The organism is Sphingomonas sp. QA11, from assembly GCF_028473665.1.
Taxonomy (GTDB): Bacteria; Pseudomonadota; Alphaproteobacteria; order Sphingomonadales; family Sphingomonadaceae; genus Sphingomonas; species Sphingomonas phytovorans.
This window is the reverse complement of record NZ_CP098774.1, coordinates 951,400-976,950: the sequence shown is the minus strand read 5'-3', so window position 1 is coordinate 976,950 and position 25,551 is coordinate 951,400. Positions and strand designations below refer to the sequence as shown.

The 25,551-nt window shown below is 64.0% G+C and carries 35 protein-coding genes; 4 read left to right on the top strand and 31 right to left on the bottom strand.

The features are described 5' to 3' along the window. Positions 1-12 precede the first annotated feature (12 nt). From NDN01_RS04605 to rpsL, 30 genes are all read right to left on the bottom strand, one after another. A complete protein-coding gene (locus NDN01_RS04605; RefSeq protein WP_272626194.1) occupies positions 13-1,359 on the bottom strand; it encodes a sensor histidine kinase in 1,347 nt (448 codons plus the stop codon). Then, positions 1,359-2,051, bottom strand: a complete 693-nt coding sequence (locus NDN01_RS04600) for a winged helix-turn-helix domain-containing protein (RefSeq protein WP_272626193.1) — start codon at positions 2,049-2,051, stop codon at positions 1,359-1,361. Before NDN01_RS04600 ends, NDN01_RS04605 begins: the two co-directional genes overlap by 1 nt. A gap of 221 nt (positions 2,052-2,272) precedes the next feature. Beyond that, a complete protein-coding gene (locus NDN01_RS04595) occupies positions 2,273-2,830 on the bottom strand; it encodes an SRPBCC family protein (protein ID WP_272626191.1) in 558 nt (185 codons plus the stop codon). Between the two features lie 66 nt (positions 2,831-2,896). Then, positions 2,897-3,547, bottom strand: coding sequence for an adenylate kinase (locus NDN01_RS04590; RefSeq protein WP_272626189.1), 651 nt, complete (start codon positions 3,545-3,547; stop codon positions 2,897-2,899). 31 nt (positions 3,548-3,578) lie between these two features. Then, the gene (gene secY / locus NDN01_RS04585) at positions 3,579-4,943 is read right to left on the bottom strand and encodes a preprotein translocase subunit SecY (protein ID WP_272626187.1); all 1,365 of its coding nucleotides are present in this window, start codon (positions 4,941-4,943) and stop codon (positions 3,579-3,581) included. A gap of 187 nt (positions 4,944-5,130) precedes the next feature. Then, positions 5,131-5,673 carry a 50S ribosomal protein L15 gene (gene rplO / locus NDN01_RS04580; protein ID WP_272626185.1) on the bottom strand — a complete coding sequence of 181 codons (543 nt, stop codon included), beginning with the start codon at positions 5,671-5,673 and terminating at the stop codon, positions 5,131-5,133. Between the two features lie 118 nt (positions 5,674-5,791). Beyond that, on the bottom strand, positions 5,792-5,992 hold the full coding sequence (rpmD, locus tag NDN01_RS04575; protein WP_272626183.1) for a 50S ribosomal protein L30: 201 nt from the start codon (positions 5,990-5,992) through the stop codon (positions 5,792-5,794). A 5-nt stretch (positions 5,993-5,997) separates the two neighbouring features. Further along, entirely contained in the window at positions 5,998-6,723 is a 726-nt protein-coding gene (gene rpsE / locus NDN01_RS04570; protein ID WP_272626181.1) for a 30S ribosomal protein S5, read from the bottom strand. A gap of 2 nt (positions 6,724-6,725) precedes the next feature. Then, entirely contained in the window at positions 6,726-7,085 is a 360-nt protein-coding gene (gene rplR / locus NDN01_RS04565; protein ID WP_272626180.1) for a 50S ribosomal protein L18, read from the bottom strand. Beyond that, positions 7,085-7,618 carry a 50S ribosomal protein L6 gene (gene rplF, locus NDN01_RS04560; protein ID WP_272626178.1) on the bottom strand — a complete coding sequence of 178 codons (534 nt, stop codon included), beginning with the start codon at positions 7,616-7,618 and terminating at the stop codon, positions 7,085-7,087. The genes rplR and rplF overlap by 1 nt, the downstream gene beginning before the upstream one ends. Beyond that, positions 7,618-8,013 carry a 30S ribosomal protein S8 gene (gene rpsH, locus NDN01_RS04555; RefSeq protein WP_272626176.1) on the bottom strand — a complete coding sequence of 132 codons (396 nt, stop codon included), beginning with the start codon at positions 8,011-8,013 and terminating at the stop codon, positions 7,618-7,620. The genes rplF and rpsH overlap by 1 nt, the downstream gene beginning before the upstream one ends. Before the next feature lie 10 nt (positions 8,014-8,023). Then, a complete protein-coding gene (rpsN, locus tag NDN01_RS04550; protein ID WP_272626174.1) occupies positions 8,024-8,329 on the bottom strand; it encodes a 30S ribosomal protein S14 in 306 nt (101 codons plus the stop codon). Position 8,330: 1 nt separating this feature from the next. Continuing rightward, on the bottom strand, positions 8,331-8,900 hold the full coding sequence (rplE, locus tag NDN01_RS04545) for a 50S ribosomal protein L5 (protein ID WP_272628022.1): 570 nt from the start codon (positions 8,898-8,900) through the stop codon (positions 8,331-8,333). Between the two features lie 31 nt (positions 8,901-8,931). After that, the gene (gene rplX, locus NDN01_RS04540) at positions 8,932-9,249 is read right to left on the bottom strand and encodes a 50S ribosomal protein L24 (protein ID WP_272626172.1); all 318 of its coding nucleotides are present in this window, start codon (positions 9,247-9,249) and stop codon (positions 8,932-8,934) included. Then, a complete protein-coding gene (gene rplN / locus NDN01_RS04535; protein WP_272626170.1) occupies positions 9,249-9,617 on the bottom strand; it encodes a 50S ribosomal protein L14 in 369 nt (122 codons plus the stop codon). Before rplN ends, rplX begins: the two co-directional genes overlap by 1 nt. Positions 9,618-9,678: 61 nt before the next feature. After that, positions 9,679-9,951: a 30S ribosomal protein S17 gene (gene rpsQ, locus NDN01_RS04530; protein WP_272626168.1), complete on the bottom strand. Its 273-nt coding sequence runs from the start codon at positions 9,949-9,951 to the stop codon at positions 9,679-9,681. An 11-nt stretch (positions 9,952-9,962) separates the two neighbouring features. Further along, entirely contained in the window at positions 9,963-10,181 is a 219-nt protein-coding gene (gene rpmC, locus NDN01_RS04525; RefSeq protein ID WP_272626167.1) for a 50S ribosomal protein L29, read from the bottom strand. A 1-nt stretch (position 10,182) separates the two neighbouring features. Then, a complete protein-coding gene (gene rplP / locus NDN01_RS04520) occupies positions 10,183-10,617 on the bottom strand; it encodes a 50S ribosomal protein L16 (RefSeq protein ID WP_272626165.1) in 435 nt (144 codons plus the stop codon). Between the two features lie 12 nt (positions 10,618-10,629). After that, positions 10,630-11,325 carry a 30S ribosomal protein S3 gene (gene rpsC / locus NDN01_RS04515; protein ID WP_272626163.1) on the bottom strand — a complete coding sequence of 232 codons (696 nt, stop codon included), beginning with the start codon at positions 11,323-11,325 and terminating at the stop codon, positions 10,630-10,632. After that, positions 11,325-11,702 carry a 50S ribosomal protein L22 gene (gene rplV / locus NDN01_RS04510; protein WP_272626161.1) on the bottom strand — a complete coding sequence of 126 codons (378 nt, stop codon included), beginning with the start codon at positions 11,700-11,702 and terminating at the stop codon, positions 11,325-11,327. Before rplV ends, rpsC begins: the two co-directional genes overlap by 1 nt. Then, the gene (gene rpsS / locus NDN01_RS04505; protein ID WP_034161646.1) at positions 11,702-11,977 is read right to left on the bottom strand and encodes a 30S ribosomal protein S19; all 276 of its coding nucleotides are present in this window, start codon (positions 11,975-11,977) and stop codon (positions 11,702-11,704) included. The genes rplV and rpsS overlap by 1 nt, the downstream gene beginning before the upstream one ends. Before the next feature lie 5 nt (positions 11,978-11,982). Further along, on the bottom strand, positions 11,983-12,819 hold the full coding sequence (gene rplB, locus NDN01_RS04500) for a 50S ribosomal protein L2 (protein WP_272626159.1): 837 nt from the start codon (positions 12,817-12,819) through the stop codon (positions 11,983-11,985). After that, positions 12,819-13,136, bottom strand: a complete 318-nt coding sequence (locus tag NDN01_RS04495) for a 50S ribosomal protein L23 (RefSeq protein WP_272626158.1) — start codon at positions 13,134-13,136, stop codon at positions 12,819-12,821. The genes rplB and NDN01_RS04495 overlap by 1 nt, the downstream gene beginning before the upstream one ends. Further along, positions 13,129-13,758, bottom strand: a complete 630-nt coding sequence (gene rplD, locus NDN01_RS04490; RefSeq protein ID WP_272626156.1) for a 50S ribosomal protein L4 — start codon at positions 13,756-13,758, stop codon at positions 13,129-13,131. Before rplD ends, NDN01_RS04495 begins: the two co-directional genes overlap by 8 nt. A gap of 2 nt (positions 13,759-13,760) precedes the next feature. Continuing rightward, the gene (gene rplC / locus NDN01_RS04485) at positions 13,761-14,516 is read right to left on the bottom strand and encodes a 50S ribosomal protein L3 (protein WP_272626154.1); all 756 of its coding nucleotides are present in this window, start codon (positions 14,514-14,516) and stop codon (positions 13,761-13,763) included. A 210-nt stretch (positions 14,517-14,726) separates the two neighbouring features. Beyond that, positions 14,727-15,038 (bottom strand): 30S ribosomal protein S10, encoded by a 312-nt coding sequence (gene rpsJ, locus NDN01_RS04480; RefSeq protein ID WP_034161642.1) that lies wholly within the window; start codon positions 15,036-15,038, stop codon positions 14,727-14,729. A gap of 108 nt (positions 15,039-15,146) precedes the next feature. Beyond that, on the bottom strand, positions 15,147-16,337 hold the full coding sequence (gene tuf, locus NDN01_RS04475) for an elongation factor Tu (protein ID WP_272626149.1): 1,191 nt from the start codon (positions 16,335-16,337) through the stop codon (positions 15,147-15,149). Positions 16,338-16,413: 76 nt separating this feature from the next. Then, a complete protein-coding gene (fusA, locus tag NDN01_RS04470) occupies positions 16,414-18,489 on the bottom strand; it encodes an elongation factor G (protein WP_272626147.1) in 2,076 nt (691 codons plus the stop codon). A 69-nt stretch (positions 18,490-18,558) separates the two neighbouring features. Next, positions 18,559-19,029: a 30S ribosomal protein S7 gene (gene rpsG, locus NDN01_RS04465; RefSeq protein ID WP_272626145.1), complete on the bottom strand. Its 471-nt coding sequence runs from the start codon at positions 19,027-19,029 to the stop codon at positions 18,559-18,561. A gap of 55 nt (positions 19,030-19,084) precedes the next feature. Continuing rightward, positions 19,085-19,456: a 30S ribosomal protein S12 gene (gene rpsL / locus NDN01_RS04460; RefSeq protein WP_019516007.1), complete on the bottom strand. Its 372-nt coding sequence runs from the start codon at positions 19,454-19,456 to the stop codon at positions 19,085-19,087. A gap of 373 nt (positions 19,457-19,829) precedes the next feature. On the opposite strand from rpsL, the gene glpD reads away from it, so the two are divergent. The 4 genes from glpD to NDN01_RS04440 all read left to right on the top strand — a co-directional run bounded on the left by glpD (position 19,830) and on the right by NDN01_RS04440 (position 24,030). Further along, positions 19,830-21,287 (top strand): glycerol-3-phosphate dehydrogenase, encoded by a 1,458-nt coding sequence (gene glpD / locus NDN01_RS04455; RefSeq protein ID WP_272626140.1) that lies wholly within the window; start codon positions 19,830-19,832, stop codon positions 21,285-21,287. A 116-nt stretch (positions 21,288-21,403) separates the two neighbouring features. After that, positions 21,404-22,375, top strand: coding sequence for an oxygen-dependent tRNA uridine(34) hydroxylase TrhO (gene trhO, locus NDN01_RS04450; protein WP_272626138.1), 972 nt, complete (start codon positions 21,404-21,406; stop codon positions 22,373-22,375). Between the two features lie 84 nt (positions 22,376-22,459). Then, complete coding sequence (locus NDN01_RS04445) at positions 22,460-22,810, top strand: YciI family protein (RefSeq protein ID WP_272626136.1); 351 nt, start codon at positions 22,460-22,462, stop codon at positions 22,808-22,810. Continuing rightward, positions 22,807-24,030: an RNA polymerase sigma factor gene (locus tag NDN01_RS04440; RefSeq protein ID WP_272626134.1), complete on the top strand. Its 1,224-nt coding sequence runs from the start codon at positions 22,807-22,809 to the stop codon at positions 24,028-24,030. Before NDN01_RS04445 ends, NDN01_RS04440 begins: the two co-directional genes overlap by 4 nt. A 92-nt stretch (positions 24,031-24,122) precedes the next feature. Here the strand turns inward: NDN01_RS04440 and NDN01_RS04435 are convergent, their stop codons facing one another. Then, entirely contained in the window at positions 24,123-25,541 is a 1,419-nt protein-coding gene (locus NDN01_RS04435) for a coniferyl aldehyde dehydrogenase (protein WP_443025194.1), read from the bottom strand. Positions 25,542-25,551: the final 10 nt, after the last annotated feature.

Genomic DNA, 25,551 nt, shown 5'->3' with positions numbered 1-25,551 from the left:
CTTCCGCTGCGGTCACGCCGGCACGACGATCGCAGCGATCAGCCCCGGCGCATTGTCGCCCAGTTCGAGGCGCCCACCGTGGAGCCGGGCAACCGCCTCGATCAGCGACAGGCCAAGGCCCGCCCCCGGCGTACTGCGCGCATTGTCCAGCCGGCCGAAGCGGCGCAGCGCCTGTTCTCGATCCTCGGCGGCGATGCCGGGGCCACGATCCTCCACCTGGAAGCGTATTTCTCCCCCCTGCCCCGCCAGCCGCAGCGTCACCTCGCCGCCGCCGGCACCGTGACGCAGCGCATTGTCGACCAGATTGGCGATCGCCTGAGTCACCAGCTCGCGATGAAGGATGAGCCGGGGCGGATGCGATTCCATCACGGTCATGAAGCGCAAGCCGGCATCTTCGGCGACTGGCGCGTAGAGTTCGGCAATCTCCTCGATCAGCGCCGCCGGGTCGATGCTGGCAAAGCGATCGCGCGACACCGATTCGGAACGGCTGATCTCGATCAGCATGGTGAGCATCCGCATCACCAGATCGGTCTCCACCAGCAAGCCCCCCAGCGCCGCTTCGCGTTGCGTCGGATCGGCGAGCAGGACCGCGTTCTCGGTCTTGGTCCGCAGCCTCGCCAGCGGCGAGCGGAGATCATGCGCCAGGCTGTCAGTGACGACCCGGAGCTCGATCATCAGCCGCTCGACCTTGTCGAGCATTGTGTTGAGCCGGGTGGCGAGCCGGTCGAAAGCGTCGTCCCCGCCGGAAGCGCTCACCACGCGTCGCGACAGGTCCCCACCCGCCACCCCCTCGATCACATCCGCGACCCGGTTCAGGCGGCGCCCGACATAGCGGGTCACGACGAGGCCCCCGACAATCCCAAGCCCGAGAGACAGGAGCATCGCGAGGACCAGCGCCCGCTCGATTCCGCGCTGCACCTGCTCCCAGTCATCAAGCATCCGCCCGCTGACGAGACGGAGAGGCCCGATCCTGCGAACCGAATAGCCGGCGTCGCGCAGCGACCAGGGCGGCGAGGTACCGATCCGGCCGATATGGAATTCGACCGAGCTCGATGGGCCGATATTCGCAACCGGCGGCCCCAGCCCCACCACGCGCCGTCCCCGGGCGTCGATCACCGCGATGATCAGCGAGAGGTCGCCCGGCGCGCGCGCCTCCTCGATCGTCTGGTCGAGCGCCCGCATTCCGCCGGCGCGCCAGACCGAGACAAGCGCATCGGCCTGTTCGGCGGTGTCGCGACGGAGTGAATCGATCGCGTCATCATGCACCTGTCGCCAGATGAAGGCGACGAGCACTAGGTTGGAGACCAGCGCCAGCGCGATCGCGAGCAGGGCGATACGCGCCGTAACCGACAATCGCATCAGATCTCAGCCGAGAGCCGGTACCCTGCGCCGCGCACCGTGTGAAGGATAGGGCTGGCGAAGCCTTCCTCGATCTTGCGCCGCAACCGGCCGATATGGACGTCGACGACGTTCGATCCGGGATCGAAATGATAGTTCCAGATCTTCTCGAGCATCATCGTGCGTGTGACGACCTGACCGGCATGACGTGCGAGGAATTCGAGCAGATTGAACTCGCGCGCGCCAAGCGCGATCGGCCGCCCCTCCCGCGCGACCGTGCGGGCAAGCAGGTCGATTTCGAGGTCGCCGACGATCAGGCGGGTCGTCTGGGTTTCGCCCGCAATGCGATCGGCCCGGCGGAGGAGCGCCTCGATCCGGGCCGAAAGCTCCGCGAAGGAAAAGGGTTTGACCAGATAATCGTCCGCGCCCGCGTGCAGACCGTCGACACGATCGTCGACCGTCGCCAGGGCCGACAGGATCAGCGCCGGCGTGCGGATCCCGGCGGCGCGGATCGCGCCGATCATCGCCAGGCCGTTCAGGCCCGGAAGCATGCGGTCGGCGATGATGAGATCGAAAATGCCCTCGCTGGCGAGAAATAGACCGTCACGGCCGTCACCACAGGTCTCGACCGCGAAACCCGCCTCACCCAAGCCTTTGGCCAGATAGCCGGCGGTCGCGGCGTCGTCTTCGACGATCAGGATCTTGCGGGTCATCGGCGGCATTCCGGGCGGTGCCTTTCTGCCTTTACAGCAAAATTGGCCGACGGAAAGCGAACCTTCCGTCGGCCACGACGCCCCCGGGAGTGCGGACGCCGATTCAAGAAGTCTGTTGCCCGCGCGCTGGGCGTGCCCTCTGAATAGCGACCGCCGTCAGGCAGTCCGATGAAGGCACCATGAAGAATTTGTCATGAAGCGCCGGCAAACCAGCGCGGCGTCTATCGCTGCGGCGTGGGCGCAGGCGGTAGCGGGCCTTCAGCGGCGGACTTCAGGTTCAGCACCTGAAGCGCCAGCACCTCGTCGACCTTGGGGGCAAGCGTATCCGCCCCTGCCCGAACAAAGCCGCTGACGACATAGCTGAGCGTCAGCCGGGTCGCATTCGACCCTTCCGGCGTCAGCCTGAACGTCAACGTGCCGATAACTGCCTCGGCCTGGAGCGGCCCGAGCGCGCCGGAAAGGCGAATCATCTGCGGCGGCTGAATATAGAGGATGCGGGCATGCTCGACGCTGCCCCGACGATCCGGAAACCGCTCGCAGAAACAACCTGTCGCCTGGCCGTCCATATAGAGGTTGGCCGAATCGTCGGTGTAGGTGTGCTCCTTGCTCCACCAGCGCTGCGGGGAGCGCAGCGTATCCCAGACGCGCGCGATCGGCGCATCGACGGTGACGACCTGGCTGATCTCCATCGTCGAAGGCGTGGCGGAGACGACCTCGGCGGCAGCCGGGGTGGCAAGCGCACAGGCCATGGCAGCCCCCAAAAGACCGACAGACTTCATCGACGCCCTCCCCTGGTGACCCGCGCGCATCATATGCGTTGCGCGCCGAACGGCAAGCGAAGCGGGTTACTTGCCGTCCAGGATCGCCTCGATCGCCTGGGTCACCTGGTCGATATCGGCCATGCCATCGACGCGCGCCACCAGTCCGCGCGCTTCGTAGATCGGCAGGATGGGCGCAGTCTTGGCGCGATATTCGACCATGCGGGTCCGCACGGTCTCCGCATTGTCGTCGGGGCGGCGCTTGAACTCGGTCGAGCCGCACACGTCACATACACCCGCAACCTTCGGCTGCTTGTAGTGATCGTGATAGCCCTCGCCGCATTTGGCGCAGGTGTAGCGGCCAACGATGCGGTCGACGAGCGCATCCTCGTCAACGCTGAGCTCGATCACGTGGTCGAGCATGCGGCCGCGGGCCTCGAGCAATTCATCCAGCTGTTCAGCCTGGGCCGCGGTACGAGGATAGCCGTCGAAGATCACGCCATTGGCGGTGTCCGACATATCGAGCCGTTCGCCGATGATACCCGAGACGATCTCGTCGGAAACGAGTTCACCCGCCTCCATCACCGATTTGGCCTTCAGGCCAACCGGGCTGCCGGATTTCACGGCTGCGCGCAGCATATCGCCAGTCGAAAGCTGGACCATCCCCCGGTCAGCCATCAAGCGGCTCGCCTGGGTACCCTTGCCCGCTCCCGGCGGACCCAGGAGAATGATATTCAAGGCTGTTCCCCTCCCATCGGTGTCGTCGCTCTCAACGGAGACGGCCACCCTTCAACTTGGCCTTCTTGATCAGATCGCCATATTGATGCGCCAGCAAGTGGCTCTGGATCTGAGTCACCGTATCCATGGTAACATTGACGACGATCAGCAAGCTGGTGCCGCCGAGATAGAACGGGATGCTCAGCGCCGATACCAGATATTCCGGCAGCAGGCAGATGATCGTCAGATAGGCGGCACCGATCACGGTGATGCGCGTCAGCACATAATCGAAATAATTCTCGGTGTTCTTGCCGGGGCGAATGCCCGGGATGAAGCCGCCATAGCGCTTCAGATTGTCGGCAGTCTCCTCGGGATTGAACACCACAGCGGTGTAAAAGAACGAGAAGAAGATGATGCCGGCACCGTAGAGCGCCATGTACACCGGCGAACCATGCTGGAGATACTGGTTGAGGCTGATGATGAAATCGCCCCACCTGCTTTCACCCGCAACGCGGTTGCCGGCGAACTGGGTGATGGTCAGCGGCATCAGCAGCAGCGACGAGGCGAAGATCGGAGGGATCACGCCCGCGGTGTTGAGCTTCAGCGGCAAATGGCTGCGATCGGCCTGCATGCCGCGCTGGGTCTGTCGCTTCGGATACTGGATCAGAATTCGGCGCTGGGCGCGCTCCATGAAGCAGATGAAGAGCACGAGCAGGATCACCGCGACGACGATGCCGATGAAGCGCACGGGATCGAGCGAGCCGGAACGGCCGCCCTCGAACAGGTTGTAGAGCGTCCGCGGCAGGCTGGCGACGATGCCGGCCATGATGATGAGCGACATGCCGTTGCCGATGCCGCGGCTGGTGATCTGCTCGCCGACCCACATCAGGAACATGGTACCGCCGACGAGGCTGATCACCGCGCCGACACGGAACAGCATGCCCGGCTCGATCACCGCCTGCAGGCCATTGCTGGCCCCCAGAGCCTCAAGGCCGACGGCGATAAAATAGCCCTGCACGGCGGTCAGGCCGACCGTGCCGTATCGGGTATATTGGTTGAGCCGCTTGCGCCCGCTCTCGCCTTCCTTCTTGATCGCGGCAAGCGTCGGCGACAGCGAGGTCGCGAGCTGCACGACGATCGAGGCGGTGATGTAGGGCATCACGCCGAGCGCGATCAGGCTCATCCGGCTCAGCGAGCCGCCCGAAAAGGCATTGAAGAAATCAAGCACGCCGCCCGACGTATGCTGCGAAAGCTGCGCCAGCACGGTCGGATCGATACCCGGCAGCGGCACATAGCTGAGCATGCGGAAAACGATCAGCGCGCCGATCGTGAACCACAGGCGCTTCTTGAGGTCAGTCGCCTGGGAAAACTTCGACAGGCTGATGCCGGAGGCCATCGAGTCGGCTGCGGATGCCATAAATGTGATCGTCCCAAAAAAACATCGGGGGAAACAAAAGCGGCGGGAAACGTTTGACCGCCCCGCCGCTCATATAGGGGCCCGATCGGGCTTGTCTAAGGTCTTTGACGACTTGGTCCACGACGAAGCGCGGAACAGGCCCGAAAAAGCCGTCGCGGCGTCCGGCTTTCGCCGGACCCGCAACCAGCTACGCCTTGAACGACGCCTTGTGCGCGATGCGCTCGAGACGGGCAACGCCCTTCTTTGCCTTGGCCTTCTCGGCAGCCGGCACGACGACGATCACGTCGACCTTGCCGCCAGCCTTCTCGACCGCCTCGATCGCGCCCTTCGACGCGCCGGCAACCGTGAAGTTGAGCTTTGCACTGAATTCGCCCTTACCGAGCAGGCGGACACCATCCTTGCCGCCGCGCGCCAGGCCAGCGGCCTTCAGCGCCTCGTGATCGAGCGACGCACCGGCCTCGATCTTGCCGGCATCGACCGCCTTCTGGATCGCGCCCAGGTTCACCTCGGCATAATCCTTGGCGAAGATGTTGTTGAAGCCGCGCTTCGGCAGACGCATGTGAAGCGGCATCTGGCCGCCTTCGAAGCCGGCGATGGACACGCCCTCACGGCTCTTCTGGCCCTTGATGCCGCGGCCGCCGGTCTTGCCCTTGCCGGAACCGATACCACGGCCGACCCGCATGCGGGACTTGCGGGCACCATCATTGTCGCGGAGTTCGTTCAGTTTCATGTCGTGCACTCGCTTTCGCTTTTGTCGCGCTGATAAAAAAGGTTGAGGGCGGGACACCCGAACCTGCGTTCGAGCCGTCCCGCCCCTCACCCTCCCCTTACGGGGAGGATCGTTCAGGTCAACCCTCGACCGATACCATATGCGCGACCTTGCGGATCATGCCCCGAACTTCGGGGCTATCCTGCAGCTCGCGCGTTTTGTGCATCTTGTTGAGGCCGAGACCGATCAGCGTCGCGCGCTGATCCTTCTCGCGGCGGATCGGCGAACCCGTCTGGGTCACCTTGATCGTGCCGCCGGCGGCTTCTTTCTTCTTCGCCATCTGTCTTACTCCACGATCGCTGCGGCTTCGGCCTCGGCGGCCTGCGAGCCACCCCGGCCGAGCAGGTCGGCGATCTTCTTGCCGCGACGCTGCGCGACCGACTTCGGGCTGACCTGGGTGGTCAGCGCCTCGAAGGTCGCACGGATCATGTTGTACGGGTTCGAGGTGCCGACCGACTTGGTCACCACATCGGCCACGCCAAGGCTCTCGAAGACGGCGCGCATCGGGCCGCCCGCGATGATGCCGGTGCCCTGCGGGGCCGAACGGACAGTCACGAGGCCAGCGCCGAAATGGCCCTTGCCGTCATGATGCAGCGTGCGACCCTCACGAAGCGGAACCCGGACCATCGCCTTCTTGGCAGCTGCCGTCGCCTTGGAAATGGCCTCCGGCACTTCGCGCGCCTTGCCATGACCGAAGCCGACCCGGCCCTTGCCGTCGCCGACGACGACGAGCGCCGCGAAGCCGAAGCGCTTGCCGCCCTTGACCGTCTTCGAAACGCGGTTGATGTGGACCAGCTTCTCGATCAGTTCTTCGCCGCCATCGTCGCTGCCCGGGCCACCGCGACGATCGTCGCGACGACCACGATTGCCGTCACGGCCGCCGCGATTCTGGCCACCGCCACCGGGGCCACCACGACCGCGGCCGCCACGCGGACCACGGCCCTGTGGCGCGTCCTGCGGAGCGCCCTCGGCACCAGCGACGACGTCCGTCGGGTTGATTTCGTCGGCCATTCTTAGAACTCCAATCCGGCTTCACGCGCGGCTTCCGCCAGCGCCTTCACGCGACCGTGGAACAGGAAGCCACCGCGATCGAACACGACCTTGGTGACACCCGCCTGCTTCGCCGCTTCGGCGACGCGCTTGCCGACCAGGACGGCTGCATCGATGTTCGCGCCGGACGTGCCACGCACGTCCTTCTCCAGCGTGGAGGCGGCAGCGACCGTCTTGCCCTGGGCGTCGTCGATCACCTGAGCATAGATGTGCTTGCCCGAACGGTGCACCGACAGCCGCGGACGGCCGGCAGCACGACCGCGGAGCGCGGTACGGTTGCGAAGACGGCGCTTCGCGAAAAGGGAGAGACCTTTGGTGCTCATTACTTCTTTTTCCCTTCCTTGCGGAAGATGAACTCACCGTCGTACTTGATGCCCTTGCCCTTGTACGGCTCGGGCTTGCGCCAACGACGAATCTCCGCGGCCAGCTGACCGACCTTCTGCTTGTCCGACCCCGAAATCTCGACGGTCGTGTTATCCGGCGTCTTCACCTCAAGGCCTTCCGGCACATCGATGTTGACGTCGTGGCTGTAGCCCAGCTTCAGGTTCAGCACCCGGCCCTTGGCGTCAGCGCGATAGCCGACGCCGTTGATCAGCAGCTTCTTGGTGAAGCCGTCCGACACGCCGGTGACCAGGTTCTGCACCAAGGTACGCTGCATGCCCCAGAAGGCACGGGCGCGCTTGGTCTCGTTCGCCGGGTTCACCGAGATGCCGCCCTCCTCGAGGACGTAGCTGATCTCGTCGCGGAGCGGCATGGCGAGGGTACCCTTGGGGCCCTTCACGCTCAGCTGCCCGCCGTCGATCGTCGCGGTCACGCCGCTCGGGATCGCGACCGGCTTTTTACCGATGCGGCTCATCAGAATACCTCCGCCAGCACTTCGCCACCGACATTCTGCTCACGCGCTTCCGCGTCGGACAGAACGCCGCGAGGCGTCGAGACGATCGTGATGCCCAGGCCGTTCATGACGCGGGGCAGCTCAGTTGCGCCCGAATAGACGCGGCGACCAGGCTTCGAGACGCGCGCGACATGCTTGATAGCAGGCTGGCCCTCGAAATATTTCAGCTCGATGCGGATGCCCTTGGCAGGCCCCATCTCTTCTTCGCTGTAGCCGCGGATATAGCCTTCGCGCTGAAGCACGTCGAGCACACGGGCCCGCAGCTTCGACGCGGGCGACAGGACAGAGTCCTTCCGCGCGCGCTGGCCGTTGCGGATGCGGGTGAGCATATCACCCAGGGGATCGGTCAATGCCATCTCGTGATCCTTACCAGCTCGACTTCGTAACGCCCGGGATCAGGCCCTTGTTGGCCAAATCGCGCAGCTGAATACGGCAGAGGCGGAACTTGCGGTAATAAGCGCGGGGACGACCCGTCGTCTCGCACCGGTTGCGGATGCGCGTCGGGTTCCCGTTGCGGGGAATCTCGGCCATCTTCAGGCGAGCGATCAGACGATCGCCGTCGTCGAGCGACTTGTCCGCCGCGATCGCCTTCAGCTTCGCATAGGCGCCGGCGTATTTCTTCACCAGCAGCTTGCGACGCTCGTTCTTGTTCACAGAACTCTTCTTAGCCATCTTACGCCGCCTTCTTTTCTTCGTCAGCTGAGCCAGTGGACTCGGGCGGGAACGGGAAGCCGAACAGGCGGAGCAGTTCCCGTGCCTCGTCGTCGGTCTTCGCCGTGGTCGTCACGATCACGTCCATGCCGCGGATCTTGTCGACCTTGTCGTAGCTGATTTCCGGGAAGATCAGCTGCTCTTTCAGACCGCAGGCATAATTGCCGCGACCATCGAAGCTCTTCGGGTTCAGCCCGCGGAAATCTCGAACGCGCGGCAGCGCGATCGTGATGAAGCGGTCGAGGAACTCGTACATGCGCTCGCGGCGAAGAGTGACCTTCACGCCGATCGGCATGCCTTCACGCAGCTTGAACTGCGCGATCGACTTCTTCGCCTTGGTGACGACGGGCTTCTGACCAGCGATCAGTTCCATCTCACCGGCGGCCTGCTCGACCTTCTTCTTGTCCTGCGTCGCTTCGCCAACGCCCATGTTCAGGACGATCTTGTCGAGGCGCGGGACCTCCATCACATTCTTGTAACCGAACTTCTCGGTCATCGCCTTGATGATGCGATCATCATAGATCGCCTTCATCCGCGGCTTGTGCGCCGCCTTCTGATTTGCATCAGCCACTGATCGTCTCCCCGGACTTCACGGCCACGCGGACCTTCTTGCCGTCCTTCGTTTCAAAGCGAACGCGCGTCGGCTTGCCGTCGGCGGTCACGTGAGCGACCTTCGATGCATGCAGCGGCGCTTCCGCACGGACCAGGCCACCCTGCGGGTCGCCCTGGCTCGGCTTGGTGTGGCGGATCGCGATGTTCACGCCCGACACGATGACCTTGCCGTCCTTGGGCAGGGCCTGGGTAACTTCACCGGTCTTGCCCTTGTCCTTGCCGGACAGGACGATGACGCGGTCACCCTTCTTGATCTTCGCAGCGGCCATTACAGAACCTCCGGCGCCAGGCTGATGATCTTCATGTGCTTCTTGCCGCGGAGCTCGCGCACCACCGGGCCAAAGATACGGGTGCCGATCGGCTCCTCGTTCTTGTTGACCAGCACGGCCGCGTTCGAATCAAAGCGGATCACGGTGCCGTCGGCGCGGCGAATGTCCTTCGCCGTACGCACGATGACGGCCCGATGCACGTCGCCCTTCTTCACGCGGGCGCGCGGCGCCGCTTCCTTGACGCTGACGACGATGATGTCGCCGACGCCTGCCGTCCGGCGCTTGGATCCGCCAAGCACCTTGATGCACTGCACCCGCTTCGCGCCGCTGTTATCAGCGACGTCGAGATTGGATTGCATCTGGATCATCGATCCGGTTCCTTCTCACTCTGGGGCCGATACCGACCGGACCCCGCCTCAACTGTCGGCGTTAGCCGTCGATGGTTGCCCGCTCGGGGGTCGCGTGGGTGTTAACCCGCTCGATCACCTTCCAGGACTTCAGCTTGGAGATCGGCGCGGTCTCTTCGATCCGCACGGTTTCCCCCTGCTTGAACTCATTGCCCTCGTCATGGGCATGGTACTTCTTCGTACGGCGGATGATCTTGCCGTAGAGCGGGTGCTTCACCTTACGCTCAACGTTCACCACCACCGTCTTGTCGGTCTTGTCCGAGACGATCACCCCGGTCAGCACGCGCTTCGGCATGTCGTTCTTCCTTACTTGGCTTCGGCCGAGCGCGAACGCTGGCTCTGCAGGGTCTTGATGCGAGCGATGTCGCGGCGGACCTCACGCACCCGGCTCGGCTTTTCGAGCTGGTTCGTGGCTGCCTGGAAACGGAGGTTGAACGCCTCGCGCTTCAGGTTGCCGAGCTCTTCGTCGAGCTGGTCCTCGGTCTTCGCCTTGAGATCGGAGCGACGGGTGTCGATCGTGCTCATGTTATGCAACTCCCAGATGCGAGGTGTCGCCGAGACGGGCAACGACCTTCACCTTGATCGGCAGCTTCATCGCCGCGCGGCTAAACGCCACCGCCGCAATATCGCCAGGAACCCCGTCAAGCTCGAACAGGATCCGGCCGGGCTTGACCCGGGCGGCCCAATATTCGGGCGAACCCTTGCCCTTGCCCATGCGGACTTCAGCGGGCTTCGACGTGACCGGAACGTCCGGGAACACGCGGATCCACAAACGCCCCTGGCGCTTGATGTGACGCGTGATCGCGCGGCGGGCCGCCTCGATCTGGCGTGCGGTGATCCGCTCCGGCTCCATCGCCTTCAGCCCGTAAGAGCCGAAGTTGAGGGTCGTGCCGCCCTTGGCATCGCCATGGATCCGGCCCTTGAAGGCCTTGCGGAACTTGGTCTTTTTCGGTTGCAGCATTGCTCTTGTTCCTTAGCGCGCCGGACGGACGCCGGAGGTTTGAGCCTCCATCATGATCCGGTCCTGCGCCATCGGGTCATGGCCCAGGATTTCGCCCTTGAAGATCCAGACCTTCACGCCGCACACGCCATAAGCGGTGTGTGCCTGCGCCTCGGCATAGTCGACGTTCGCACGCAGCGTGTGCAGCGGAACGCGGCCTTCGCGGTACCATTCGGACCGGGCGATTTCGGCGCCGCCGAGGCGACCGCCACAATTGATCCGGATACCTTCAGCGCCGAGGCGCATCGCCGACTGCACCGCACGCTTCATGGCGCGGCGGAAAGCGATACGACGCTCAAGCTGATCGGCGATGCCCTGGGCGACGAGCTTCGCGTCGACTTCAGGCTTGCGGATCTCGACGATGTTCAGCGACACGTCGGACGAAGTCATCTTGCCGAGGAGACGGCGCAGCTTCTCGATGTCCGCACCCTTCTTGCCGATGATCACGCCGGGGCGTGCGGCATAGATGGACACGCGGCACAGCTTCGCCGGACGCTCGATCACGACCTTGGAGATCGCCGCCTGGGGCAGCGTCTTCATGATGTACGCGCGAATCTTCAGATCCTCGAGGAGAAGACGACCATAGTCGGCGCCTTCCGCATACCAGCGGCTGTCCCAGGTGCGGTTGATCTGGAGACGCAGACCGATCGGATTGCTCTTCTGACCCATTATGCTTCTTCCTGCTCACGCACGACGATCCGCAGCCGTGAGAACGGCTTGAGAATGCGCGTGGACTTGCCGCGACCGCGGGTCGCGAAACGCTTCATGACGATCGACTTGCCAACCGACGCCTCCGACACGACGAGCGCGTCGACATCAAGGTTGTGGTTGTTCTCCGCGTTGGCGATCGCCGAGGCGAGAACCTTGCGGGCATCGACTGCCATTGCCTTGGTCGAGAAGGCGAGGATGTTCATCGCATCGCCGGCCTTCTTGTTGCGGATCAGCGCAGCGACGAGACCGAGCTTCTGAGCCGAGCCGCGAATCTGCGTACCGACCGAGAGAGCTTCCTTCTCACCGACCTTGCGGGGGGATTTTGCCTTCGACATCAGCGCTTGCCCTTCTTGTCGGCGGCGTGGCCCGGGAAGTAGCGCGTCGGCGCGAACTCGCCGAGCTTCATCCCGACCATGTCCTCGTTGACGGACACGGGCACGAACTTGCGACCGTTATAGACGGTGAAGGTCAGGCCAACGAACTGCGGCAGGATCGTGGAGCGGCGCGACCAGGTCTTGATCGGCGCACGCGCGTTGGTTTCCTGCGCGGTCTCTGCCTTCTTGAGCAGGTGAAGATCCACAAACGGACCTTTCCAGACGGAACGAGCCATTGCGGTTAGCCCTTCTTCTTCGCGTGACGCGACCGGATGATCATCTTGTCGGTCGCCTTGTTGTGACGGGTGCGTGCACCCTTGGTCGGCTTGCCCCACGGGGTGACCGGATGACGGCCGCCCGAGGTCCGGCCTTCACCACCGCCGTGCGGATGGTCGACCGGGTTCTTGGCGACGCCGCGGGTCAGCGGGCGCTTGCCCAGCCAACGGTTGCGACCGGCCTTGGCGAGGTTGGTGTTGCCGTTGTCCGGGTTGGACACCGCACCGACGGTCGCCATGCAGTTCGAGTGGATATAGCGCTGCTCGCCCGAGTTGAGGCGAACCATCACCATGCCCTTGTCGCGTCCCACGACCTGCACATAAGTGCCAGCCGAACGTGCGAGCTGACCACCCTTGCCGGGCTTCATCTCGACGTTGTGGACGATCGTGCCGACCGGCATCTGACCGAGTTCCATGGCGTTGCCAGGCTTCACGTCGGTCTTCTTACCGGCAACGACCTTGTCGCCGACGGCGAGGCGCTGCGGGGCGATGATGTAGGCAAGCTCTTCGTCCGGATACTTGATCAGGGCAATGAAGGCGGTGCGGTTGGGATCATATTCGATCCGCTCGACCGTGCCGTCCACGTCCCACTTGCGACGCTTGAAGTCGATCAGACGATAGCGCTGCTTGTGGCCGCCGGCGATGCCGCGCGAGGTCACATGCCCCTTGTTGTTGCGGCCGCCAGTCTTGCGCTTGCCTTCGGTCAGCGCCTTGATCGGGCCGCCCTTGTGCAGACCGCTGCGGTCGACGAGGATAAGACCACGTCGCGCCGGGCTGGTCGGGTTGTAATGCTTAAGTGCCATTACTGGATCCCCGTCGTCACGTCGATCGACTGACCGTCAGCCAGCGTCACAATCGCCTTCTTCATGTCGGAGCGCGTATAGGGAACGCCCTTCCACTTCTTCGTCTTGCCCTTCTGGACAATCGTGTTCACGCCAGTGACCTTGACCGAGAACAGCGCCTCGACGGCCGCCTTGATCTCGGGCTTGGTCGCATCGCCGGCGACCTTGAACACGACGGCGTTCTGCTCGCTGAGCAGGGTCGCCTTCTCGGTGATGTGCGGCGCGACAATCACGTCATAATGACGGACGTCGATCTCGCCTTTTTGCTTCTTAGCCATTGAAGCGCGCCTCCAGCTTTTCGACAGCAGCGCGCGTCAGCACCAGCGTGTCATGCTTCAGGATGTCGTAGACGTTGGCACCGGCCGCCGGCAGAATGTTGATCTGACGAAGGTTGCCGGCAGCGAGCGCGAAGCTCGTCTCGACTGCATCGCCGTCGATCACCAGCGCGGTCTTGCCGAAGCCGAGCTTCGTCAGATCAGCGGTCAGCGCCTTGGTCTTGCTGTCCTTGACGGTCAGGCTGTCCATGACGATCAGCGAGCCGGCCTTGGCGTGGCTCGAAAGCGCCATGCGCAGACCGAGAGCGCGGATCTTCTTGTTCAGCGACGGATTGAAATCACGGACGCGGGCGCCGTGAGCCTTACCACCACCAACGAACGTCGGTGCGCGACGATCGCCGTGACGAGCGGTACCGCCGCCCTTCTGGCGACCGAACTTCTTGCCGGTACGGGCAACGTCGGCACGCTCACGAGTGCCGCGCGCGGTGGCACGACGCTTCTCGAGCTGCCAGGTGACGACGCGGTGCAGGATGTCGGCGCGCGGATCGAGGCCAAAGACCTCGTCGTTGAGCTCGATATCGCCGGCTTTCGCCGCTGCGTCGAAGGACTGAATAGTGACCTTCATGTTCAGCCCTCCTGGCCTTCGGTCGCTTCCGGAGCAGCCGTCTCTTCGGCGGGCGTCTCGGCGGGAGCGGTGTTGCTGTTGGCAGCGGCCTTCAGGCCGGCCGGGTACGGCGCATCGGCGTGACGCGCGACCTTGACGGCGTCCTTGACGAGCAGCCAGCCACCCTTCGAGCCGGGCACCGAGCCCTTGACGAAGATTAGGCCGCGCTCGGCATCGGTCGATACGATTTCGAGATTCTGCTGGGTGCGGTTCTTGTCGCCCATCTGGCCGGCCATCTTCTTGTTCTTGAAGACCTTGCCCGGATCCTGACGCTGACCGGTCGAACCGAGCGAACGGTGCGAGACGGAAACGCCGTGGGTGGCGCGCAGACCGCCGAAGCCCCAACGCTTCATGCCGCCCGCGAAACCCTTACCCTGGGTCACACCCTGAATGTCGACGATCTGGCCAGCGACATAATGGTCAGCCGAAATCTCGGCGCCCACTTCGAGCACGGCGTCGTCAGCAACGCGAAATTCAGCCAGCCTTGCCTTGAGCTCGACTTCAGCCTTGCCGAAGTGGCCGCGCTGCGGCTTGGCGACATTCTTCGCCTTGGCGGTGCCAGCACCAAGCTGGACAGCGGTATAACCATCACGGTCGGCCTCGCGAACGGCCACTACCTGCAGATTTTCCAGTGCCAGAACGGTCACGGGCACATGGCGCCCATCGTCCTGGAACAAGCGGGTCATCCCCATTTTCTTCGCGATCACGCCAGTGCGCATGATCCTTGCTCCCATTACAGAGGCCCGCCGGAACCATTTCCGACGGGCGTGTCAGCCCAAAATATAATGCGTGCCCCGTCCCGGGCTGGTGCCCGCCCCTCTTCGAAAAGAGGATCAGGCGTGACGGGGGACGCAGACCCCGGCAAGCCGGGCGGTATCCCTATCAGGCTCCGCCGTGGCGGAACCGAATCTCATATTGGAGCGCGGCCTTTAGGCCAGCTTGATCTCCACGTCTACACCCGCAGCGAGATCGAGCTTCATCAGCGCGTCCACCGTTTGCGGGGTCGGCTGAACAATGTCCAGCATCCGCTTGTAGGTACGGACCTCGAACTGCTCACGCGACTTCTTGTCGATGTGCGGCCCGCGGTTCACCGTGAACTTCTCGATGCGCGTCGGGAGGGGAATGGGACCGCGGATGAGTGCGCCGGTGCGGCGCGCCGTGTCGGCGATGTCGCCGGTGGCCTGATCAAGCACACGATGATCGAATGCCTTCAGACGAATCCGAATATTCTGCGTTTCCATAACCCTACCGATGCGAAAGAGCGGGTTGCCCGAGGACAACCGAACCATTGTTCACTGAAATAGCAACCGCCCGACTCCCACAGGGAATCGGGCGGTGGCGCGTCTATATTACTTAGAGATGCCGCTGACAACCCCTGCGCCGACGGTACGACCGCCTTCGCGAATGGTGAAGCGCTGGCCGACGTCCATAGCGATCGGCGCGATGAGCTTGACGCCCAGCGCGACGTTGTCGCCCGGCATGACCATCTCGGTGCCCTCAGGCAGCTCAACGGTGCCGGTCACGTCCGTGGTACGGAAGTAGAACTGCGGACGATAGTTGGCGAAGAACGGCGTGTGACGGCCACCTTCGTCCTTCGACAGCACGTACACTTCCGACTGGAAGTCGGTGTGCGGCTTGATCGAGCCGGGCTTGCAGAGAACCTGACCACGCTCGACTTCGTCGCGCGCAACGCCACGGATCAGCGCGCCGACATTGTCGCCGGCCTGGCCCTGGTCGAGCAGCTTGCGGAACATCTCGACGCCCGTGACCGTGGTCTTGCGGGTGTCGTGGATGCCGACGATCTCGACTTCCTCGCCAACCTTGACGATGCCGGTCTCGACGCGGCCGGTGACGACGGTGCCGCGACCCGAGATCGAGAACACGTCCTCGATCGGCATCATGAAAGGCTTGTCGAGCGGACGCTCGGGCTGCGGGATATACTCGTCAACGGCTGCCATCAGCTTGAGCACGGCGTCATGGCCGATCTCAGGCGTCTTGTCGGTCAGCGCGGCAACGGCCGAACCCGGGATCACGGGGATATCGTCGCCCGGGAAGTCGTACGAGCTGAGCAGCTCGCGAATTTCCAGCTCGACCAGCTCGAGGATCTCGGCGTCGTCGACCAGGTCGACCTTGTTCATGAACACGACCATCGCCGGCACGCCGACCTGACGTGCGAGCAGAATGTGCTCGCGGGTCTGCGGCATCGGGCCGTCGGTGGCGGACACGACCAGGATCGCGCCGTCCATCTGGGCTGCGCCGGTGATCATGTTCTTCACATAATCGGCGTGGCCCGGGCAATCGACGTGTGCATAGTGACGCTTCTCGGTCTCATACTCGACGTGTGCGGTCGAGATGGTGATGCCGCGCTCGCGCTCTTCCGGCGCCTTGTCGATGTTGTCGTAGCTCGTGAAGGTGGCGCCACCGGTCTCGGCGAGCACCTTGGTGATCGCGGCCGTCAGCGACGTCTTGCCATGGTCGACGTGACCGATGGTGCCGATGTTGAGATGCGGCTTCGTCCGCTCAAACTTTGCTTTTGCCATTTTCGCCTCTTCTTATTCACATTCCGGGGTCGCTGCGGAGCCGCGCGGACGCGGCCCTTTAGCGACTGATTTTGGATTACGCCAGCTTCGCCTTCACTTCGTCGGCGACGTTGGCAGGAACCTCGTCATAATGCGAGAACTGCATCGTGTACTGCGCACGGCCCTGGCTGAACGAGCGGAGCTGGTTCACATAGCCGAACATGTTCGCCAGCGGCACGATCGCGTCCACCGCAGTCGCGTTACCGCGGCTGTCGGTGCCCTGGATCTGGCCACGGCGGCTGTTCAGATCGCCGATCACGTCGCCGAGATAATCCTCGGGCGTCACGACCTCGACCTTCATGATCGGCTCGAGCAGCTTGATGCCGGCCTTCTGGGCCCCTTCACGCATCGCGCCGCGCGCGCAGATTTCGAATGCCAGCGCCGACGAGTCGACGTCATGGTATTTGCCGTCGAGCAGTTCCACCGAGAAATCGATGATCGGGAAGCCGATCAGCGATCCGGTCTCCGCCGTCTCGCGCATGCCCTTCTCGACCGACGGGATATATTCGCGAGGAATATTGCCGCCCTTGATCGAGTCGATGAACACGAAGCCAGTGCCGCGCTCACCCGGGGTCAGCTTGACCTTGACCTCACCGAACTGGCCCGAACCACCCGACTGCTTCTTGTGGGTGTAGGTCAGCTCGACCGGCTTGGCGAGATATTCGCGATAAGCCACCTGCGGCGCGCCGACATTCGCCTCGACCTTGAACTCACGCTTCATGCGATCGACCAGGATCTCGAGATGGAGCTCGCCCATGCCCTTGATGATGGTCTGGCCGCTCTCATTGTCCGAGGTGACGCGGAACGACGGATCCTCGCGAGCGAGACGATTGAGCGCGATGCCCATCTTCTCCTGGTCGGCCTTCGTCTTCGGCTCCACCGCGACCTCGATGACGGGGTCCGGGAATTCCATGCGCTCGAGGATGATCGGAGCGTTCTGCGCGCAGAGCGTGTCACCGGTCGTGGTATCCTTGAGGCCCGCCAGAGCGACGATGTCGCCGGCGAATGCTTCCTGGATGTCCTCACGGCTGTTCGCGTGCATCAGCAGCATGCGGCCGACCTTCTCCTTCTTGTCCTTCACCGAGTTGGTGACGACGGAGGCGGCTTCGAGCTTGCCCGAATAGATACGGGCGAAGGTCAGCGTGCCGACGAACGGATCGTTCATGATCTTGAACGCAAGCGCCGAGAACGGGGCATCGTCGGCCGGCGGACGCGTATCGGGCGTCTCGCCGTCGAGCTTCAGACCCTCGACGTCCTTGATATCCAGCGGCGACGGCAGATAGTCGACCACTGCATCGAGCAGCGGCTGAACACCCTTGTTCTTGAACGCGGAGCCGCACAGCACCGGCACGAACGAGAAGTTCAGCGTGCCCTTGCGGATCAGGCGCTTCAGCGTCGCGACGTCGGGCTCGTTGCCCTCGAGATACTGCTCCATCACGTCGTCGTCCTGCTCGACCGCCATTTCGATCAGCTCGGAACGAGCGGTCGCGGCGAGATCGGCCAGATCCTCGGGGATGTCGCGATATTCGAACTTCGCGCCCAGCGACTCTTCGAGCCAGACGATCGCCCGGTTCTCGACGAGGTCGACGAGACCCTTGAAATCGCTCTCAAGGCCAATCGGGAGATACAGCACCGCCGGACGGGCGCCCAGGCGATCCTTGATCATCTCGACGCAGCGGTTGAAGTTCGCGCCGGTACGGTCGAGCTTGTTGACGAAGCACATCCGCGGGACGTGATACTTCTCGGCCTGGCGCCACACCGTCTCGGACTGCGGCTCAACGCCGGCAACGCCGTCGAAGCACGCGACAGCGCCGTCGAGCACGCGCAGCGAACGCTCGACCTCAATCGTGAAGTCGACGTGGCCGGGGGTGTCGATGATGTTGATGCGGTGATCGTTCCAGAAGCACGTCGTGGCAGCCGACGTGATCGTGATCCCGCGCTCCTGCTCCTGCTCCATCCAGTCCATCGTCGCGGTGCCCTCATGGACCTCGCCGATCTTGTAGGACTTGCCGGTGTAGTAGAGGATACGCTCGGTCGTCGTCGTCTTGCCGGCGTCGATGTGCGCCATGATGCCGATGTTACGATACTTCTCGAGCGGATGGCTGCGGGCCATGATCGGATTTTCCTTAGCGATGTAGGAGGCCGGGGATCGTCCCCGGCCTTCACAATATAGGAGGTTTTATTACCAGCGGTAGTGGCTGAAGGCGCGGTTCGCCTCGGCCATACGATGGGTGTCTTCGCGCTTCTTCACCGCGTTACCGCGGTTGTTGGCGGCATCCATCAGCTCGCCCGACAAGCGTGCCGACATGGTGTTCTCCGACCGCGCGCGGGCGGCGGAAATCAGCCAGCGGATGGCCAGTGCCTGGGCACGCTCGGGGCGCACCTCGACGGGAACCTGGTAGGTCGCACCACCGACGCGGCGCGAACGGACCTCGATACCCGGCTTCACGTTGGCGAGCGCCTCGTGAAACACGCCGATCGGATCCTTCTTCGCGCGCTGCTCGACGGTTGCGAGGGCGCCATAGACGATCAGCTCGGCGACGGACTTCTTGCCGTCCAGCATGACGCTGTTCATGAACTTGGAGAGGACCTCATCACCATATTGGGGATCAGGCAGGATGACCCGCTTTTCGGGACGACGACGACGTGCCATTGAATTTTCCTTCTAAACTTCAGCCTTGAGGGGTCGGCCAATCAGGCCGACCGGCTTACTTCGGACGCTTTGCGCCGTACTTGGAACGCGACTGGCGACGATCCTTCACGCCCTGCGTATCGAGCACGCCGCGGAGAACGTGATAGCGGACACCGGGAAGGTCGCGAACGCGGCCGCCACGGATCAGCACCACTGAGTGCTCCTGGAGGTTGTGCCCCTCGCCGGGGATGTAGCTGATGACTTCGCGCTGGTTGGTCAGGCGGACCTTGGCAACCTTGCGCAGAGCCGAGTTCGGCTTCTTCGGAGTCGTCGTGTAGACGCGGGTGCAGACGCCGCGCTTCTGCGGGTTCTGCTCCATTGCAGGGACCTTGGACTTGGCCTTCTGCGGGTCGCGGCCCTTGCGGACCAGCTGGTTAATCGTCGGCATGAATCTCTTCACCTTAGACTGTGGTTACTTTGCTGGAGCCATGACGCTCGGGAATACAAAAAGGACCGCTGGGTGGACTTTCGACCCCCCGGGCCCTGGAATGCATCCAGCAATGTTCAAGCTTGTCCCGACAGGTACGGTCCCGTCGGAGCAGCGGCGCCTATACAAGCCGACTCGGGGGTGGTCAATGGCACGGCTGCATAGAGAAATTCTGGTTCTCCCCGCCGTGCGTGCTGGGTAGAGATCGAAGCTGTCGGGAGCCGGGATCGAAGCGCAGGCGATGTACGAGACGCCCGTCCCTCGATAGGCGTTCTCGACAGGCTATATGGCACGTCGGGACTAACGGAAGTGAGGCAATAAGATGGTGAGAGATATGACGGCCCATGATCTTCTCATCATCGGTGGCGGCATCAATGGCTGCGCGATCGCGCGCGAGGCGTCGCTGCTCGGCCTCAAGGTGCTGCTCGTCGAACGCGACGACCTTGCCGGCCATACCTCGTCAGCCTCGACCAAGCTGATCCATGGCGGGCTGCGCTATCTCGAATATTACGAGTTCAAGCTGGTCGCCGAGGCGCTGCGCGAGCGCGAACGGCTGATTCACGCAGCGCCGCATATCATCCGCCCGCTGCTGTTCGTTCTGCCGCAGGAAAACTCGGTGCGCCCGTGGTGGATGATCCGGCTGGGCCTTTATCTCTATGATATGCTCGGCGGGAAGATGTCCCTGCCCCGCTCACGCGGTCTGCGGGCGAGCGACAGAGCCTATTCGGCACCGCTCAAGGGCGGCAACCGGGGCTTCGTCTATTCCGATGCGTTCGTCGACGATGCCCGGCTGACCGTTCTCAATGCCGTCGATGCCGCGAACAACGGCGCGGAGATCGCGGTTGGCGTCGCGCTCGAATCGGCGCGGCGGGAGGGCGATGTGTGGCACGCTAGCCTTTCGGACGGACGGCAGGTTTCGGCCCGCGCGATCGTCAACGCGGCCGGGCCCTGGGTGCATCAGATGCTCGACTCGCTCGGCGTCACCGCGAAGAGCGGCGTCCGGCTGGTCAAGGGCAGCCACATCGTCGTGCCGAAGCTCTATGACGGCGACCACGCCTATATCCTGCAGCTGCCCGACCGCCGAATCGTCTTCGCGATCCCCTATCAGGGGGCGTTCACCGAGATCGGCACGACGGATATCCCGGTCGACCATCCCGAGGACGCGAAGATCAGCGCCGACGAGATCGCCTATCTCTGCAAGGCGGCCAACAGCCATTTCGCGAAGCAGATCACGCCCGCCGACGTCACGTCGAGCTGGTCTGGCGTCCGCCCGCTCTACGACGACGGTGCAAGCGAGGCGAAGGCGGTCACGCGCGACTATGTGCTTGAACTCGATACGAGCGGCCCTGCCCTGCTAAGTGTGTTCGGCGGCAAGATCACCACCGCGCGGCACCTTGCCGAAGAAGCGCTCGGCAGGCTTGCCGCTCCGCTGGGGCTGACCGCGCATCGCGTGTCTCGGGCCCGGGTCTTTCCCGGCGGTGCCATCCCCGATTTCCCTGTCTTCCTGGCGCAGGTCCGCCAGACCTGGCCGTTCCTCGGCGACGAACGCTCCCGGCGCATGGCCCATGCCTACGGCACGATGCTGGCCGAGATGCTGGCCGACGTGAAGGATGCAGCCGGCATGGGCGCTGACCTAGGCGGCGGCCTGACCGAGATCGAGGCACGCTGGATGAAGAGACGCGAATGGGCGCGGGCCCCGGAGGACGCGCTGATTCGCCGAAGCAAGATCGGCCTCCACCTGACCGATGCGGAGCGGTCCGCCTTCGCTGATCACTGGGCTGCACTCAGCTGAGAAACTTCGCCAGCGCGTCCGGATGAATCGTCCAGCCGACAAAGAACGCAACGGCGCGCAATAGGAGCAATGCCGGTTTTTGACGCGAGGGCCCAGGATACTCTAGCTGACCCGGCATGACTAATCGCCCCGCCCCTCTTCGCGTCGCAGCACTCTACCGCTTTGCCAGGTTCGTCGATCCGGCGGCATTGCGGGCACCGCTTGCACAATTGTGCGAGGAGAACGGGATACGCGGCACGATCCTGCTCGCCGCGGAAGGCATCAACGGCACCATCGCGGGCACGCCCGAGGCGATCGAGCGCGTGCTCGACCATATCCGTACCCTGCCTGGGTGCGCGGACATCGAGGTGAAGGATTCGCACGCCGCGAAGATGCCGTTTCACCGAATGAAGGTCCGCCTCAAGCGCGAGATCGTGACGATGGGCGAGCCCGACATCGACCCGCTGCAGGAGGTTGGCCACTATGTCGCGCCCGCCGACTGGAACGAACTGATCGACGCGCCGGGCACGATCCTGATCGACACGCGCAACGATTACGAAGCCGCGATCGGTAGCTTCACGGGCGCGATCGACCCGAAGACGCACAGCTTCCGCGATTTCCCCGCCTGGTTTCGCGCGCATCGCGACGAGCTCGCTGCCGCACCCAAGATCGCAATGTTCTGCACCGGCGGCATCCGCTGCGAGAAAGCGACCGCTTTCCTCAAGGCGGAAGGACTGGACGAGGTCTATCACCTCGAAGGCGGCATCCTGAAATATCTTGAGGAAGTGCCCACCGAACAGAGCCGCTGGGAGGGCGAATGCTTCGTCTTCGACCAGCGCGTGGCGGTCACCCACGGACTGGAGATCGGAACGCATGCGCTGTGCCATGCCTGCCGCATGCCGGTCAGCCCGGAAGGCCGCGCTTCACCGCTCTATGTCGAAGGCGTGAGCTGCCCCGCCTGCCACGCTTCTCGCAACGAAGAGCAGCGCGCCGGCTACGCCGAGCGGCATCGCCAGGAGCGCCTGGCGGAAGACCGAGGCGAGGCGCATGTCGGGCGGGTGTTCGCCGGGGAAGCCGAAGGAACGCCCTCGGCAAGCCATCAAAAATAACATCCCGGCCCTGTCGAATCCGCTGTCGCCCGCGCGTCTCCCCGGTACGATCGCATCCCGCGATCGCATACGGAGGACCGACCGATGCAGTATATGCTCCTGATCTATGAGGACGAGAGCGTCTATGGCGAGGAGCCCGACAGCCCCGCCGTCACGGACATCATCCAGCGCCATATCGCGTTCGGCGACGACATCGGCGAGGCACGGCAGGGCGGCGCCGGCCTGTTGCCGACCAGCATGGCCACCACCGTCGTGACCCGGTCCGGCGCGCAGACAATCCATGATGGTCCGTTCGCAGAGACCAGGGAACAGCTTGGCGGCTTCTATCTGATCGAGGCACCCGATCTCGATGCCGCGATCGCCATCGCGAAGAAGCTCCCGCTCCACGCCGACGGATCGATCGAAATCCGGCCGGTGCTCGGCGATACCGATTGAGTCCAGCGCTCGACCGGGCCGCGCGCGAGCATGGCGCGCGCGTTCGTGCCGCGCTCGCGGCCCGGTTCCGCGATCTCGATATCGCCGAGGATTCGTTCGCCGAGGCATGCACACGGGCAGTTACGGCCTGGGGAATCGAGATACCGCGCGATCCCGCGGCATGGCTCTATCGTGTCGCCGAGCGCGCCGCGCTCGACATGGTTCGGCGGCGCGCGGTACGATCGGGCGCCTCGTTGCCCGATCCCGAACTCCCCCTCAGCCCGGAGGAGGAACTGATGGCCGATACCAGGCTGATCCCGGACGAGCGACTGAAGCTGATCTTCATCTGCTGCCATCCCGCGATCCATCCGGAGGCCCGCGCGGCATTGACGCTCAAGCTGGTCTGCGGACTTTCGACGCCGGAGATCGCGCGGGCCTTTCTCCTTCCCGAACCGACGCTCGCCCAACGGCTGGTGCGCGCGAAGCACAAGATCGCCCGTGCCAGCGTGCCCTTCGAGGTCCCGAGTCGCGACGCATGGCCGGAGCGGCTCGACGCGGTGCTGAGCACGATCGAGATCGCCTATGCCAGGGCGCATGAGGACGGCGGCGGCAGTGGCCGTCATGCCGGCTACGCGTACGAAATGCTCGGCATCACCGCGACGCTCGCCACGCTGGCTCCCGGAGAGCCGGAAGTACTGGCGCTGGCGGCGACAGTGCGATTCGCCGAAGCGCGGCGCCCGGCACGCGTCGATACGGGAGGCGTGATGGTGCCGCTCGACCAGCAGGACCCGGCGGACTGGGATTCAGCGTTAATCGCGGAGGCGCGCCCCTTTCTCGCCCGGGCACTCAGCGCCGGGGCGCCGGGCAACCGTGCCCTGCAGGCGTTGATCCATGCGGAATGGTGCGCCCGCGCTTCGCTCGCCGAGCCAGCGCCGTGGCGATCGGTGCTCGTGCTGTACGACGCGCTGCTCGCGTTGCGCGACGACGGTATCGTCCGCCTGAATCGTGCCGTAGCGCTGGCCCAGGTCGCCGGGCCAGAAACGGCGCTTGTGGAAGTCGATGCACTGGATGCACCGGGACTGGCGGATTTCCTGCCCTATCATGCCGTCCGTGCCGATCTGCTAGCACGGGTCGGTCTGACCGAAGCGGCGCGAGAGGCCTACGATGCTGCGCTGACGCTCAGCCCGGAACGAGCCGAACGTTCATGGCTGGAGAGCCGACGCGCGGCGCTGGAGCACTGACCGTACTGCTTCCACGGTGCCGTACATTCGAAAGCGGGCAATCTGCGACATGGTCGATGCCTAAACGAGTCGGGCACGACGGACGGGGAAACCTATCCCTTCATCTGCCGAGCGACTGCCTTCATCGTGGCCTTGCCATAAGGCGGCTTGAGTCCGGCGATCTTGGCAACATCGAGCTTCACCTGCCGGTACACGCTCTTGGCATGGCTGAATGTCCTGAAGCCGTCGAGCCCGTGATAGGCGCCCATGCCCGATGGCCCCACCCCGCCGAACGGCAGATCCTCCATGCTGATGTGGAAAATCACGTCGTCGAGTGTCACGCCGCCCGCGATCGTACGGTCGAGCACCTGCCGGCGTTCGCCCTCGTCGCTGCCGAAATAATAGAGGCCCAGCGGACGGTCGCGTCGGTTCACCTGAGCGATCGCATCGCCGATCCCGTCATAGCGGCGTATCGGCAGGATCGGCCCGAAAATCTCCTCCTGCATCACCGCCATGTCGTCAGTCACGTCGGTGACGATATGGAGCGGCATCTTTCGTGCATTGGAAGCGCCGAAATCCTCGTTCGCCGGATTGACCGCCTCGACCTTCGCCCCCTTTGCCCGGGCGTCGTCGAGCAGACCATTGAGGCGCGCGAAATGCCGGTCGTTGATGACCGAGGTATAATCGGGATTGGCGAGCAGCGTCGGGTACATTGCCGATGCGGCAGCCTTGAGCCCACCGACCACCTCGGCCTCCTGCCGGGCTTCGACCAGCATATAGTCGGGCGCGAGGCAGATCTGCCCGGCATTCAGCATCTTGCCCAAGGCCACGCGCTCGGTCGCCTTGGCGATATCCGCCGAGGCGCCGACGATCACCGGCGATTTTCCACCGAGCTCGAGCGTGACGGGCGTCAGGTTGTCCGCCGCCGCATGCAGGATATGCCGCCCGACCGCGGTGGCGCCCGTGAAGATGAGATGATCGAAGGGGAGCTCAGCGAACGCCTTGCCGACATCGGGACCGCCCGAGACGAAGGCCAGTTCTTCCGCCGCGAAATATCTGGCGACCACCTCCTCGAACAGGGCGGCGACGCGCGGGGTATATTCGCTGGTCTTCACCATCGCGCGGTTGCCCGCCGCCAGCACGCCCGCAAGCGGCGACATGACGAGATTGACCGGGAAATTCCACGGCGCGATCACGCCCACCACGCCCTTGGGCTGATATTCGATCCACGCTTTCGCGCCCAGCAACCCGAGCGGGAAAAGCACCGGGCGCTTTTCCCGCCGCGCCCATTTCTCGACCGATTTCAGCGCGTGGTTGATCGGCGCGATCGAACTGGCGATGTCGGTCAGCATCGATTGCTCGCGGCTGCGGTGGCCGAAATCCTCACTCAGCGCATCGCAAAAGGCGTCGGCATTGTCGGCGATCATCGCGGCAGCCCGCTTCAGGCGATCCTTCCGGACGGCAATCGATACCGGCAGTTCGGCCATGAACGCGGCGCGCTGCCCCGCCAGGATATCCTGCATCGTCGCCATCGTTTCTCTC

Bases quoted from the DNA above. Each gene is read 5' to 3' on its own strand.
- NDN01_RS04605 (WP_272626194.1), bottom strand. From the start codon at position 1,359: ATGCGATTGTCGGTTACGGCGCGTATCGCCCTGCTCGCGATCGCGCTG.
- NDN01_RS04600 (WP_272626193.1), bottom strand. From the start codon at position 2,051: ATGACCCGCAAGATCCTGATCGTCGAAGACGACGCCGCGACCGCCGGC.
- NDN01_RS04595 (WP_272626191.1), bottom strand. From the start codon at position 2,830: ATGAAGTCTGTCGGTCTTTTGGGGGCTGCCATGGCCTGTGCGCTTGCC.
- secY (WP_272626187.1), bottom strand. From the start codon at position 4,943: ATGGCATCCGCAGCCGACTCGATGGCCTCCGGCATCAGCCTGTCGAAG.
- rplO (WP_272626185.1), bottom strand. From the start codon at position 5,673: ATGAAACTGAACGAACTCCGCGACAATGATGGTGCCCGCAAGTCCCGC.
- rpmD (WP_272626183.1), bottom strand. From the start codon at position 5,992: ATGGCGAAGAAGAAAGAAGCCGCCGGCGGCACGATCAAGGTGACCCAG.
- rpsE (WP_272626181.1), bottom strand. From the start codon at position 6,723: ATGGCCGACGAAATCAACCCGACGGACGTCGTCGCTGGTGCCGAGGGC.
- rplR (WP_272626180.1), bottom strand. From the start codon at position 7,085: ATGAGCACCAAAGGTCTCTCCCTTTTCGCGAAGCGCCGTCTTCGCAAC.
- rplF (WP_272626178.1), bottom strand. From the start codon at position 7,618: ATGAGCCGCATCGGTAAAAAGCCGGTCGCGATCCCGAGCGGCGTGACC.
- rpsH (WP_272626176.1), bottom strand. From the start codon at position 8,013: ATGGCATTGACCGATCCCCTGGGTGATATGCTCACCCGCATCCGCAAC.
- rpsN (WP_272626174.1), bottom strand. From the start codon at position 8,329: ATGGCTAAGAAGAGTTCTGTGAACAAGAACGAGCGTCGCAAGCTGCTG.
- rplE (WP_272628022.1), bottom strand. From the start codon at position 8,900: ATGAAGGCGATCTATGATGATCGCATCATCAAGGCGATGACCGAGAAG.
- rplX (WP_272626172.1), bottom strand. From the start codon at position 9,249: ATGGCCGCTGCGAAGATCAAGAAGGGTGACCGCGTCATCGTCCTGTCC.
- rplN (WP_272626170.1), bottom strand. From the start codon at position 9,617: ATGATCCAGATGCAATCCAATCTCGACGTCGCTGATAACAGCGGCGCG.
- rpsQ (WP_272626168.1), bottom strand. From the start codon at position 9,951: ATGCCGAAGCGCGTGCTGACCGGGGTGATCGTCTCGGACAAGACCGAC.
- rpmC (WP_272626167.1), bottom strand. From the start codon at position 10,181: ATGAGCACGATCGACACCCGTCGCTCCGATCTCAAGGCGAAGACCGAG.
- rplP (WP_272626165.1), bottom strand. From the start codon at position 10,617: ATGCTGCAACCGAAAAAGACCAAGTTCCGCAAGGCCTTCAAGGGCCGG.
- rpsC (WP_272626163.1), bottom strand. From the start codon at position 11,325: ATGGGTCAGAAGAGCAATCCGATCGGTCTGCGTCTCCAGATCAACCGC.
- rplV (WP_272626161.1), bottom strand. From the start codon at position 11,702: ATGTCGAAGGCAAAATCCCCCCGCAAGGTCGGTGAGAAGGAAGCTCTC.
- rpsS (WP_034161646.1), bottom strand. From the start codon at position 11,977: ATGGCTCGTTCCGTCTGGAAAGGTCCGTTTGTGGATCTTCACCTGCTC.
- rplB (WP_272626159.1), bottom strand. From the start codon at position 12,819: ATGGCACTTAAGCATTACAACCCGACCAGCCCGGCGCGACGTGGTCTT.
- NDN01_RS04495 (WP_272626158.1), bottom strand. From the start codon at position 13,136: ATGGCTAAGAAGCAAAAAGGCGAGATCGACGTCCGTCATTATGACGTG.
- rplD (WP_272626156.1), bottom strand. From the start codon at position 13,758: ATGAAGGTCACTATTCAGTCCTTCGACGCAGCGGCGAAAGCCGGCGAT.
- rplC (WP_272626154.1), bottom strand. From the start codon at position 14,516: ATGCGCACTGGCGTGATCGCGAAGAAAATGGGGATGACCCGCTTGTTC.
- rpsJ (WP_034161642.1), bottom strand. From the start codon at position 15,038: ATGGAAACGCAGAATATTCGGATTCGTCTGAAGGCATTCGATCATCGT.
- tuf (WP_272626149.1), bottom strand. From the start codon at position 16,337: ATGGCAAAAGCAAAGTTTGAGCGGACGAAGCCGCATCTCAACATCGGC.
- fusA (WP_272626147.1), bottom strand. From the start codon at position 18,489: ATGGCCCGCAGCCATCCGCTCGAGAAGTATCGTAACATCGGCATCATG.
- rpsG (WP_272626145.1), bottom strand. From the start codon at position 19,029: ATGGCACGTCGTCGTCGTCCCGAAAAGCGGGTCATCCTGCCTGATCCC.
- rpsL (WP_019516007.1), bottom strand. From the start codon at position 19,456: ATGCCGACGATTAACCAGCTGGTCCGCAAGGGCCGCGACCCGCAGAAG.
- glpD (WP_272626140.1), top strand. From the start codon at position 19,830: ATGACGGCCCATGATCTTCTCATCATCGGTGGCGGCATCAATGGCTGC.
- trhO (WP_272626138.1), top strand. From the start codon at position 21,404: ATGACTAATCGCCCCGCCCCTCTTCGCGTCGCAGCACTCTACCGCTTT.
- NDN01_RS04445 (WP_272626136.1), top strand. From the start codon at position 22,460: ATGCAGTATATGCTCCTGATCTATGAGGACGAGAGCGTCTATGGCGAG.
- NDN01_RS04435 (WP_443025194.1), bottom strand. From the start codon at position 25,541: ATGGCGACGATGCAGGATATCCTGGCGGGGCAGCGCGCCGCGTTCATG.